The organism is Staphylococcus sp. mip270_02 (assembly GCF_054031535.1).
Genome location: NZ_CM132934.1, coordinates 2,039,576 through 2,052,140, shown reverse-complemented (window position 1 = coordinate 2,052,140; position 12,565 = coordinate 2,039,576). Strand labels below are relative to the sequence as shown.

Sequence of the window (12,565 nt, the reverse complement as noted above, 5' to 3'; positions counted from 1 at the left end):
CTCCTATTTATTTGTAAAAATTATGCATCTAATCCTATAAGTTGAACTATTAGAATTTCGAATATATTTAGTTATAATAGAGAGAATGAAAAATAATACATACACCGTCATAAAATGTAATTAATAATATACAAGTAAAACAGTGTAATTAATAGTAAGGTGGTTATCGTCATGGCAATGACAAATGAGGAAAAGTTTAAAATCCTAGCTGACCAAATTAAAATCGCAGAGCATTTGGATCCTGAAATATTAACAAAAAGCGAATTAACACGAGTGGACGTTAAAACAGTGGATCGTTCATGGGTATTTCAAATCACGTTTCCATATTTTTTAGCAATAGAAGATTACTTACTTTTCACAAGTGCAATTACTGAAGAATTCAAAACAATTGCTGATGTTAAGTGTAATATTACGATAAAAGATAAAGCTAACCAAGATGAATATGCTATTAAATACTTTAGCCATTGTATTGATCAAACAAAGTTATCACCAAAAGTTAAAGGTCAATTGAAACAGAAACGTTTGATTATGTCTGGAGATATTTTAAAAGTGATGTGCCAAAACGATGTTGAACGCGATCATTTTGATAAAGCTTGTAACGGTAGTTTAATTTCAGCATATCAACAGTGCGGATTTAGCATAAGTAAAGTTGTTTTTGAAACTGATAGTGCAGTCAACGATGGTGATTTAGCATCATTAGAGGCACACATACAAGAAGAAGATGAAAAGAGTGCACGTGAAGCAACGGAAAAATTAGAAAAAATGAAAGCTGAAAAAGCGAAACAACAAGATAATAACGAAAGTTCTGTCTCAAAATGTCAAATTGGTAAACCAATTCAAATTGAGAACGTACGTACAATTGATTCTATTATTGAAGAAGAGTTTAAAGTAGCAGTCGAAGGCGTTATTTTTGATATTAATCTGAAAGAGTTAAAAAGCGGCCGACATATTGTAGAAATCAAGGTAACAGACTATACAGATTCTCTAGTATTAAAAATGTTCACACGTAAAAATAAAGATGACTTAGCACATTTTAAAGCTTTAAGTGTAGGGAAATGGGTGCGCGCACAAGGTAGAATAGAAGAAGATACTTTCGTACGAGATTTAGTTATGATGATGTCAGACATAGAGGAAATTAAAAAAGCAACAAAGCAAGATAAAGCAGAAGAAAAACGAGTAGAATTCCATTTGCACACTTCAATGAGCCAAATGGATGGTATCCCCAATATTTCTACATATGTAGACCAAGCTGCTAAGTGGGGTCATAAAGCAATTGCTGTTACGGACCATAACGTTGTCCAAGCATTTCCAGATGCACACGCTGCAGCTGAAAAAAATGGAATTAAAATGATATATGGCATGGAGGGCATGCTTGTAGATGACGGAGTACCAATAGCGTATAAACCTAAAGATTGTAATTTGAAAACAGCAACATATGTTGTGTTTGACGTTGAGACGACAGGATTATCTAACCAATACGACAAGATTATTGAGCTTGCAGCAGTCAAAGTTAAAGACGGTGAAATCATAGATAAGTTTGAACGTTTTAGTAACCCACATGAACGTTTATCAGAAACGATTAAAAATTTAACTCATATTTCTGATGATATGTTAGTAGATGCACCAGAAATTGAAGAAGTGTTAACAGAATTTAAATCATGGGTTGGAGATGCAATCTTTGTTGCTCATAACGCTTCCTTTGATATGGGCTTCATTGATACAGGTTATGAACATGTAGGTATAGGTGCTTCCACAAACGGTGTTATAGATACATTAGAATTATCTAGAACAATTAATACTGAATATGGTAAACATGGTTTAAATTTCTTAGCTAAAAAATATGGTGTGGAATTGACTCAGCACCATAGAGCTATTTATGATACTGAAGCAACAGCATATATGTTTATAAAAATGTTGAAACAATTAGAAGAGCTCGGTGTTCATAATCACCAAGACATCAATACTTCTTTAACCAACGAAGATGCGTATAAACGTGCGAGACCTAACCATGTTACGCTTATTGTCCAAAACCAAGAAGGATTGAAGAATCTCTTTAAAATTGTAAGTGCTTCGTTAGTTCAATATTACTATCGTACGCCGAGAATTCCACGTTCACTGCTAGATGAATATCGCGAAGGGATACTAGTAGGTTCAGCTTGTGATGAAGGTGAAGTCTTTACCGCAGTAATGCAAAAAGACCAATCCCAAGTAGAACGAATTGCTAAATATTACGATTTTATTGAAGTTCAACCACCAGCACTCTATCAAGATTTAATAGATAGAGAACTTGTGAGAGACAATGAAACATTACATGAAATATATAATCGTTTAATTAGAGCAGGAGATGTTAATAATATTCCAGTAATTGCAACAGGCAACGCCCACTATTTAAACGAACATGACGCAATTGCACGTAAAATTTTAATTGCATCACAACCAGGTAATCCATTGAATCGCTCTACTTTACCACAAGCACATTTTAGAACAACTGATGAAATGTTAGATGAATTACATTTTTTAGGCGAAGAAAAAGCTTATGAACTTGTTATTAAAAATACAAATGAATTAGCAGATAAAATTGAACGTGTTGTACCAATTAAAGATGAATTGTATACGCCAAGAATGGAAGGCGCAAACGATGAGATTCGTGAAATGAGTTATAATAATGCCAAAGCATTATATGGGGAGGACTTGCCTCAAATTGTTATTGATCGTTTAGAAAAAGAACTAGAAAGTATTATTGGAAACGGATTCTCCGTTATTTATTTAATTTCACAGAGACTTGTAAAAAAATCATTAAATGATGGTTATTTAGTAGGTTCACGTGGTTCGGTAGGGTCAAGTTTTGTCGCAACAATGACAGAGATCACAGAAGTAAACCCATTGCCACCGCATTATATTTGTCCTGAGTGTAAAAATAGTGAATTTTTTAATGATGGTTCAGTTGGTTCTGGTTTTGACCTACCTGATAAAAAGTGTGAATCTTGTGGCTGTGACTTAATTAAAGAAGGACAAGACATTCCTTTTGAAACGTTCTTAGGATTCAAAGGAGATAAAGTACCAGATATTGACTTGAACTTTAGTGGGGAATATCAGCCAGAAGCACATAATTATACAAAAGAACTTTTCGGAGAAGATAAAGTATTCCGTGCCGGAACGATAGGTACTGTTGCTGAAAAAACTGCATTTGGTTTTGTTAAAGGTTACTTAAATGATCAAGGTATCCATAAACGAGGTGCCGAGATTGATAGACTAGTAAAAGGTTGTACAGGGGTTAAACGTACAACAGGGCAACATCCAGGTGGTATCATAGTTGTACCTGATTATATGGATATATATGATTTCACACCAGTTCAATTCCCTGCAGATGATCAAGCTTCATCTTGGATGACGACGCATTTTGATTTCCATTCAATTCATGATAATGTCTTAAAACTAGATATTCTGGGCCACGATGATCCAACTATGATACGTATGTTGCAAGATTTATCTGGTATTGATCCGAAAACTATCCCAGTTGATGATAAAGATACAATGGGTATATTTAGTTCACCAGAACCATTAGGTGTGACTTCAGAAGAAATTCTATGTAAAACTGGCACATTTGGTGTACCTGAATTTGGTACTGGATTTGTTAGACAAATGCTAGAAGATACTAAGCCTACGACATTCTCAGAGCTTGTTAGAATTTCAGGCCTTTCTCATGGTACGGATGTATGGTTAGGTAATGCGCAAGATTTAATTCGTTCTGGAAAATGTGATCTAGCTAGCGTAATTTGTTGTCGTGATGATATTATGGTTTACTTAATGTATAACGGTTTAGAACCATCACTTGCCTTCAAAACAATGGAGTTTGTGCGTAAAGGTAAAGGATTAACAGATGATATGGTTGAAGCTATGGTCGATAATGAAGTACCAGATTGGTATTTAGATTCTTGTAGAAAAATTAAATACATGTTCCCTAAAGCGCATGCTGCCGCTTATGTACTGATGGCTGTACGTATTGCTTATTTCAAAGTCCATTACCCGTTGTATTATTATGCAAGTTATTTCACAGTGCGTGCATCTGATTTTGACTTGATTTCAATGATTAAAGACAAAGAAAGTATTCGTAATACAGTAAATGACATGTATTCAAGGTATATGGATTTAGCTAAAAAGGAAAAAGATACATTAACTGTGCTGGAAATTATGAATGAAATGGCTCAACGAGGTTATCGTATGCAACCAATTAGTTTAGAAAAGAGTAAAGCCTTTGAATTTATTATTGAAGGTGATACTTTAATCCCACCATTTATATCTGTTCCAGGTCTTGGAGAAAATGTTGCACAAAGAATAGTTGAAGCACGTGAAGAAGGGCCATTCTTGTCTAAAGAAGATTTAAATAAGAAAGCTGGTTTATCACAAAAAGTAATTGAGTATTTGGATGAATTAGGCTCATTACCTAATTTACCAGACAAAGCTCAACTTTCTATTTTTGACATGTAACGTGTGTATCATAAAACAAAAAGCCAAAAGTATAATTAGTTAAAATAAATTTGAACAAGTATGTAAACTTTAAAGAAGTAACTTTAAGCTTAATTATTACATTTTTGAATAATATGTCATGGTATTAGTTTACTAAAACGACAAAACGGTTAAGATTTAATCACGATTTATTTGAAACAATACTTCAATGAAATAAATACTTTAAACGTATAAAATATAGCACAACAAAGTGACTATCTTGTCATTATGGGATTTTTAAAATATAGTTATTTGTATAGAAAATAAACATATGATATAATAACAGTGCTTAAAAAATTAGACTCAGGCAGGAAGAGTGGGCATATTACCCGCTCTTTTCTATTTGCCAAAAAAGGAGGTCAGCATGAGTAAAATAACTGAACAAGTTGAAGCAATTATTCAACCTGTCCTTAACGACTTAAATTTTGAATTAGTAGAAGTTGAGTTTACAAAAGAAGGAAAAGACCATTTTTTAAGAGTATCTATTGATAAAGAAGGCGGCGTAGACTTAAATGATTGTGCGTTAGCTTCTGAAAAAATCAGCGAAGTTATGGATGCGGAAGATCCTATTCAAGAAATGTATTACTTAGATGTTGCGTCACCTGGTGCAGAAAGACCAATTAAAAAAGAAAAAGATTTCTATAATGCTGTATCAAAACCTATTTTCGTATCTTTATACGCACCAATTGAAGGTTCTAAAGAATGGTTAGGTATTTTAAAATCTGTTGATGACGAAACGATAACTATGGAAGTTAAGGATAAGTCGAAAACAAAACAAGTTGAAATATTAAGAAGTAAGATCGCTAAAGCACGTCATGCTGTAATGATATAACATGATAAGGAGGATGATAAGTCGTGTCAAGTAATGAATTATTATTAGCAACTGAGTACTTAGAAAAAGAAAAAAAGATTCCTAGAGAAGTGTTAGTTGATGCTATAGAAGCAGCTTTAATCACTGCTTATAAAAAGAACTATGATAGCGCAAGAAGCGTACGTGTTGAATTAAATATGGATAATGGTACATTTCATGTTATCGCACGTAAAGAAGTTGTAGAAGAATCAATGGATGATAGAGAAGAAATTGATTTAAGTACTGCACTTGTTAAAAACCCTGCATATGAAATTGGTGATATTTATGAAGAAGATGTTACACCAAATGACTTCGGACGCGTGGGTGCTCAAGCAGCCAAACAAGCTGTGATGCAACGCTTACGTGATGCAGAGCGTGAAATTTTATATGATGAATTTATCGATAAAGAAGATGACATTGTAACAGGCTTAATTGATAGAGTAGATCATCGCTATGTTTATGTAAACTTGGGACGTACTGAAGCAGTTTTATCTGAAGCGGAAAGAAGTCCAAATGAAAGCTATATTCCGAATGAAAGGATTAGAGTATACGTAAACAAAGTTGAACAAACTACAAAAGGTCCACAAATTTATGTATCAAGAAGTCACCCAGGCTTATTAAAACGTTTATTTGAGCAAGAAGTGCCTGAAATATTTGACGGTACAGTAATTGTTAAATCTGTAGCACGTGAAGCTGGAGATCGTTCTAAGATCAGTGTACACTCTGATAATCCTGATATTGATGCAGTCGGAGCATGTGTAGGTGCCAAAGGCGCTCGTGTTGAGGCTGTAGTAGAAGAACTTGGTGGAGAAAAAATTGATATCGTTCAATGGAACGAAGATCCAAAGGTATTTGTTAAAAATGCTTTAAGTCCATCACAAGTTTTACAAGTTATTGTTGATGAGGCAAATCAATCTACAATTGTTGTCGTACCGGATTATCAATTATCATTAGCAATTGGTAAACGTGGTCAAAATGCCCGTTTAGCTGCAAAATTAACAGGTTGGAAGATTGATATTAAATCTGAAACTGATGCCAGAGAAGCAGGCGTTTATCCAACGGAGGAAGGTATCATTGAAGAAATTGATACTCCTTCAGAAACAGTTGACACAGAAGTAGCACATTCTGAGGATACTACAAGCGAAATCATTGAAGAAGATGTAGATACTGAAAAATAAATTGGAGTGATTACTTTATGAAAAAGAAAAAAATTCCAATGCGTAAATGTATATTATCAAATGAAATGCATCCGAAAAACGATATGATAAGAGTTGTGATAAATAAAGCAGGCGAAATTTTTGCCGATGCAACTGGAAAACAACAAGGTCGTGGTGCATATGTATCAAAAGATGTTAAATTAGTAGAAGAGGCACAGCAAAAAGGTATATTAGAAAAATATTATAAAGCTGATGCTGAAACACTAGAACCTGTTTATAAAGAAATTATACGTCTTATTTATCGTGAAGAGATTCCTAAATGACCAAGGAGAACATCGTAAATTTTTTAGGTTTAGCAATGCGTGCTGGAAAAGTTAAAACAGGTGAATCTGTCATTTTAAATGATTTAAAAAAGAACAAGTTAAAGCTCGTAATCATTGCAACAGATGCTTCTGATAACACAACTAAAGTGATACAGAACAAATGTGAAAGTTACCATATATCATTACGCATATTTGGAACGAGAGCTGAATTAGGACAAGCTTTAGGGAAAGCAGAACGTGTAAACATTGGAATCACTGATCAAGGCTTTGCTAAAAAGTTATTGTCAATGATTGATGAATATCGTAAGGAGTGACTATATGAGTAAAAAAAGAATTTACGAATACGCAAAAGATTTAAAATTAAAAAGTAAAGATATTATAGATGAGTTAGCTAAAATGGACGTTGAGGTAACAAGCCACATGCAAACGTTAGAAGACGACCAAATTAAGGCTTTAGATAAAATCTATAAACCAGAACAAGCTCAGCAACCTGCTAAATCAGAGCAGAAAAGCGCTCAAAATAAACAAGCAACGACGAATAATAAAAATAACCAAGGCAACAAAGGTAATCAAAATAATAAATCTAACAACAAGAAAAATAACAAAAATAATAAGAACACTAATAAAAACAATAAAAATAATAAACAACCTAAACAAGAAGAACCAAAGGAAATACCTTCTAAAATTACGTATCATGATGGTATCACTGTAGGTGAACTTGCTGAGAAATTAAATATAGATTCTTCAGGTATTATTAAAAAATTATTCTTACTAGGTATAATGGCAAACATTAATCAATCTTTAGATGATGAAACATTAGAATTAATCGTAGATGATTATGGTGTAGAACTTGAAAAAGAAGTTATCATTGATGAAGAAGATTTATCAATTTATTTTGAAGATGAAGCTGACGAGGAAAATGGAATTGAACGTCCAGCTGTTGTTACAATCATGGGACATGTTGACCATGGTAAAACAACATTATTAGACTCAATTCGTCATACTAAAGTAACTGCTGGAGAAGCAGGTGGTATTACACAGCATATCGGTGCATATCAAATTGAAAATGATGGTAAAAAAATCACTTTCCTTGATACACCAGGTCACGCTGCATTTACAACAATGCGTGCTCGTGGTGCCCAAGTCACTGATATTACAATTTTAGTAGTAGCAGCAGATGATGGGGTAATGCCACAAACAATTGAAGCGATTAACCATGCTAAAGAAGCAGAGGTGCCTACAATTGTTGCTGTAAACAAAGTTGACAAACCAACAGCTAATCCTGACCGTGTAATGCAAGAATTAACAGAATACGGTTTAATTCCTGAAGCGTGGGGTGGAGATACAATTTTCGTACCACTTTCAGCTTTAAGTGGAGATGGTATTGAAGATTTACTAGAGATGATTGTCCTAACCTCTGAAGTTCAAGAATTAAAAGCAAATCCAAGCAAACATGCTGTGGGTACTGTGATTGAAGCTGAATTGGATAAATCACGTGGACCATCTGCGTCATTATTAGTTCAAAACGGAACGCTTAATGTTGGAGATTCGCTAGTAGTAGGAAACACTTATGGTAGAATCCGTGCTATGGTAAATGATTTAGGTCAACGTATTAAGTCAGCTGGTCCTTCTACACCTGTAGAAATTACTGGTATCAACGATGTACCACAAGCTGGTGATAGATTTGTTGTCTTCAAAGATGAAAAACAAGCAAGACGTATCGGTGAAGCACGTCATGAAGCAAATGTATTGCAACAGCGTCAAGAAAGTAAGAGTGTTTCATTAGATAATCTGTTCGAACAAATGAAACAGGGTGAAATGAAAGATCTTAACGTAATTATCAAAGGTGATGTACAAGGTTCAGTAGAAGCACTTGCAGCATCCTTAATGAAGATAGATGTTGAGGGCGTTAATGTAAGAATTATTCATACTGCAGTAGGTGCGATTAATGAATCAGATGTTACACTTGCTAATGCTTCAAATGGTATCATTATCGGCTTTAATGTACGTCCTGATACTGGTGCGAAACGAGCTGCAGATAATGAGGGCGTAGATATGCGCTTACACCGTGTTATTTACAACGTTATCGAAGAAATTGAATCTGCAATGAAAGGTATGCTAGATCCAGAATTTGAAGAACAAGTTATTGGTCAAGCAGAAGTTCGCCAGACTTTCAAAGTTTCTAAAGTAGGTACGATTGCTGGTAGTTATGTGATAGATGGTAAAATCACACGTAATGCTGGTGTTCGTGTAATCAGAGATGGTGTAGTACAATTCGAAGGTGAATTAGACACATTAAAACGTTTTAAAGACGATGTTAAAGAAGTAGCTCAAGGCTATGAATGTGGTATAACAGTTGAAAAATTCAATGACCTAAAAGAAGGCGACATTATTGAAGCGTTCGAAATGGTTGAAATTAAAAGATAACTTTTAATCTTTAATGATATCTTCCTTTTTGGAAAAGTTTATATATTAGAAACAAAGCAAACTTTTATTATGTTGTTTGCTTTGTTTTTTTGTCTTAATTTCTTTAATTAATTCTTAGCGGTATTCTGTAAACAATTAATAAAAAACGATATTATTTTTAACAATTAAATAAAAACATATTGCTCAAAATAAACAATCTAAAACTTTTCTTTTTTGAACAATAATAAAACATAAAAATTGAATCTTGCAAATGTAGACATATTAATTTATATAAATTATATACCTATTCATAGTTGTAAATTAGATTAAAAAAATATTGTAAATTTACACTTATCGAGGTACGCTGACAATAGTTGTCTATCCTTTTAATTATAGTTAAGTTAAATAGGAGGTTATAAATGATGAGTGAATATTTAAAAGATATAAATGAATTTTGGGAACAATATTTTAGTCAGTATAACTCTATTTATGACGAATCAACATTAAAGGCAATTATTAAAAATAATGATACAACAGCATTTTTACATCCTATGGATTATGCTTATTTTCAAGAACACTTTGGAAATAATTTTACTGACATTCCAAGGTTTAAAAAAATGATAGACTTTGCGAACGGCAAAGTTACTTTAAATAAAAATAGACAAAGAGTCACATTCGAAAACGCAGATTTAAATCCAGCTATTGCAAGACCTTATTTTGGCAATCCAGAAATTGCAGATATAGTAATATTAAAGAAGCAACCAGAAAATGATTTTAAAACATACCAACTAAATCTAGCTGATGATGAGGCAATTGAATACAGAAAAAGAATTTTATTAGACATTCAAGGTAAATTATTATTTGATGGACAAAAATTATTTTTACCTTATATAGATAGACATAGATGGTTTGTGAAATATTTATATAGTAATGCGTCGACATTAAAACAATTTAATATCGATCCTAACAGGGTTATGGTACTCAATTTTTTTCCATATCAGACTGGACATTCTGCAGGTATACCTAAAGATTTTTTAACATTTAATCACAAACTTCCGTCTCAAGTAAAAAACTATGAGTTGTTAATAAAAATGTTGAAAGATGACAAACCACGTATCTATATCGTTAGTGAAGAAGAATTATATATTTCTATATTTAAGAATTTCGCAGATAGTGAATTATGTCAGTATTTAATTGATCATTTATTCGTACTATTATCGAAGCAAAATCGTCATCTTACAGTATGTAATGTGTTAAGTTATAGGGAACAACGTATTCGTATTAAGAAAAAGCAAGAACTTAGTAAAATCGAATATTATAAATGGAATCAAGAACAAAAAGTAGCACGTGAAAACGGAAATTCTGATTTTCACGAAAAAATAAAAATTTTACAACATACATTGGAAAGACAACATTAATAAACTTATAAATTGTATTATGAAAAGTAGTAATATAATTTATAAATATATGTATGAGTAGAAAAAATGATAATAGCTGAGTACATGCGTAGGTTCTAGTTATCTGGTAAAGTGAATAAATATGTGGGAACAAGAGATTAAGATTTAAATATCTCGTATACAGAACAAACGTCAATTTCTATTGAGATTATAGAAATTGACGTTTTCTTAGTTTTTATGTCATTTTGTAATTTATTGAGCTATGAAAAACTTTGTTGTAGATGAAATTTACGTAAGTTGACTGATGAACGGATAATTTGAAAAATCATCGCATTTTTGTAACTTAAAATTCTTTTTAATATAAAGTTGTCATTCTGTTAAGCGTATTTTTAAAGATTAATTGTTTATAATTGATAAAAAAATTCATCGTTAATTTATCATTTTTAAATATTGGACACATATTAATTAAATTAACACTAGCCATAAATTAAAGCTATTTAATTAATATGTTTCTTGTTATCTAATTTAAATGTTGTAAGAGTTGAACAATGATTTTATAATTGCTTTGAAATCATCGACATAATGTTGAGGTTTTAGTAATGTGATTTGAGTTGGATGTTCATAAGCAATGTGCATGCATTCTTCTTTTGAAATAATGATATCTGCAATTCGTCCATTATCTACAGATTTCGTATTTACAATGATAAACTGACGTTTGATTTTTGGCCAAATATGATCTTGAATAAGCATAGTCACACTACTAATATCTTCAAATACAGATTGATCATAAACATCGTTAAGTTGTTCGACTTCTTTTACAGCAGATAAATCGAGAGTATAAACTATTCCATTAGCTAAATAAGTGAACCAATATTTATCGGCAAAATAACGTGTATAAATAGGGATAATGTCTGTTACACGTATGTTTTGTAATTGAACAGAAATTTTATGATTGTTTTCAATCGCTAATTGTATTCTAAAAATTAAAGTTGATTCACTAAATTCACGATGTATATTAAATTGACTTAATATTTTATTAGACAAAATTTTTTCGGCTAAGTTTGAATTGGCATTTAAGCCTCTTATAAGATTATATGTATCTTCATGAATTATAGGTGTGAAGTTTTTCATACGAAAAATCAAATTAAGTAACCTATTATTCTTAAATTTATATCTATCAATTTTTAAACGATGCTTGTCTATGGTATTATCGTATACAATTTGACCTTTTAGACCATGCCATTCTTGATCTTCATATAAAAAATTATTTATGTCACTTATGTCTCGTTGAATAGATCTTACATTTACATGTAGTTGCTGTGCGAGTTCTTCTTTGTTTAATGCTTTTCCGTTTAAAAATCGTGTATAAATGTACAAAAGGCGTTCTGGTTTTTCCAATAATATACGCTCCTATAATTTTGAAAATAAGGTCGAATTATTAAAATATTTTGACCTGTAAAGTGGCACTTAAGCATAAGTGAGATGCATGTAATCTGTTATTTAAAGCTAGTGGTGCTTGCATATTTATGTGTGCGTTCGTTAATTTAAGCCATGCATATGAGGGAAGGCGATAATATATATTTAAAAATATATAGTTACTGTCTCGCTCCCTTGAAGTATACCATTATAAATTATAAAATGTGTAATATTTTATTTTTTAATCACATAAATAATGAGAAAATTTTCAATCACAAAGGTTTACTAAATTAAATTTAACACTAAGGCAAAAAAATTAACAGATAGGCAATTAAAAATGAAATTCATAACGTTTTCATGAAAAATTATTACATAATTTAACAGTTTGGAAATAAAATTATGCCTAACTGTAATAAGATGTTTAAATTTTATTGATAATATACAATTTACCTTTTCAAAAAGTGATATCTATTTACAATATATTATTTTGAGCAGTGAATAAGTGAAATT

Annotated in this window: 8 protein-coding genes; 7 read left to right on the top strand and 1 reads right to left on the bottom strand. The window is 31.8% G+C overall.

The features are described 5' to 3' along the window. Positions 1 to 171 precede the first annotated feature (171 nt). The 7 genes from ACW5YJ_RS09640 (at position 172) to ACW5YJ_RS09610 (ending at position 10,660) form a co-directional block, all read left to right on the top strand. Entirely contained in the window at positions 172 to 4,488 is a 4,317-nt protein-coding gene (locus ACW5YJ_RS09640; protein ID WP_017724299.1) for a PolC-type DNA polymerase III, read from the top strand. A gap of 382 nt (positions 4,489 to 4,870) precedes the next feature. Further along, a complete protein-coding gene (rimP, locus tag ACW5YJ_RS09635) occupies positions 4,871 to 5,338 on the top strand; it encodes a ribosome maturation factor RimP (protein WP_017724300.1) in 468 nt (155 codons plus the stop codon). A 23-nt stretch (positions 5,339 to 5,361) separates the two neighbouring features. Next, complete coding sequence (gene nusA, locus ACW5YJ_RS09630; RefSeq protein ID WP_017724301.1) at positions 5,362 to 6,534, top strand: transcription termination factor NusA; 1,173 nt, start codon at positions 5,362 to 5,364, stop codon at positions 6,532 to 6,534. Positions 6,535 to 6,551: 17 nt separating this feature from the next. Next, positions 6,552 to 6,836 (top strand): RNase P modulator RnpM, encoded by a 285-nt coding sequence (gene rnpM, locus ACW5YJ_RS09625; protein ID WP_017724302.1) that lies wholly within the window; start codon positions 6,552 to 6,554, stop codon positions 6,834 to 6,836. Then, positions 6,833 to 7,150 carry a L7Ae/L30e/S12e/Gadd45 family ribosomal protein gene (locus ACW5YJ_RS09620; protein WP_017724303.1) on the top strand — a complete coding sequence of 106 codons (318 nt, stop codon included), beginning with the start codon at positions 6,833 to 6,835 and terminating at the stop codon, positions 7,148 to 7,150. Before rnpM ends, ACW5YJ_RS09620 begins: the two co-directional genes overlap by 4 nt. Before the next feature lie 4 nt (positions 7,151 to 7,154). Further along, complete coding sequence (gene infB, locus ACW5YJ_RS09615; RefSeq protein ID WP_017724304.1) at positions 7,155 to 9,263, top strand: translation initiation factor IF-2; 2,109 nt, start codon at positions 7,155 to 7,157, stop codon at positions 9,261 to 9,263. 398 nt (positions 9,264 to 9,661) lie between these two features. After that, positions 9,662 to 10,660 carry a hypothetical protein gene (locus ACW5YJ_RS09610; RefSeq protein ID WP_457338115.1) on the top strand — a complete coding sequence of 333 codons (999 nt, stop codon included), beginning with the start codon at positions 9,662 to 9,664 and terminating at the stop codon, positions 10,658 to 10,660. Positions 10,661 to 11,164: 504 nt separating this feature from the next. Here ACW5YJ_RS09610 and ACW5YJ_RS09605 read toward each other — a convergent pair. Further along, complete coding sequence (locus tag ACW5YJ_RS09605; protein WP_017724306.1) at positions 11,165 to 12,037, bottom strand: HTH domain-containing protein; 873 nt, start codon at positions 12,035 to 12,037, stop codon at positions 11,165 to 11,167. Positions 12,038 to 12,565: the final 528 nt, after the last annotated feature.

Bases quoted from the DNA above. Each gene is read 5' to 3' on its own strand.
- ACW5YJ_RS09640 (WP_017724299.1), top strand. From the start codon at position 172: ATGGCAATGACAAATGAGGAAAAGTTTAAAATCCTAGCTGACCAAATT.
- rimP (WP_017724300.1), top strand. From the start codon at position 4,871: ATGAGTAAAATAACTGAACAAGTTGAAGCAATTATTCAACCTGTCCTT.
- rnpM (WP_017724302.1), top strand. From the start codon at position 6,552: ATGAAAAAGAAAAAAATTCCAATGCGTAAATGTATATTATCAAATGAA.
- ACW5YJ_RS09620 (WP_017724303.1), top strand. From the start codon at position 6,833: ATGACCAAGGAGAACATCGTAAATTTTTTAGGTTTAGCAATGCGTGCT.
- infB (WP_017724304.1), top strand. From the start codon at position 7,155: ATGAGTAAAAAAAGAATTTACGAATACGCAAAAGATTTAAAATTAAAA.
- ACW5YJ_RS09610 (WP_457338115.1), top strand. From the start codon at position 9,662: ATGATGAGTGAATATTTAAAAGATATAAATGAATTTTGGGAACAATAT.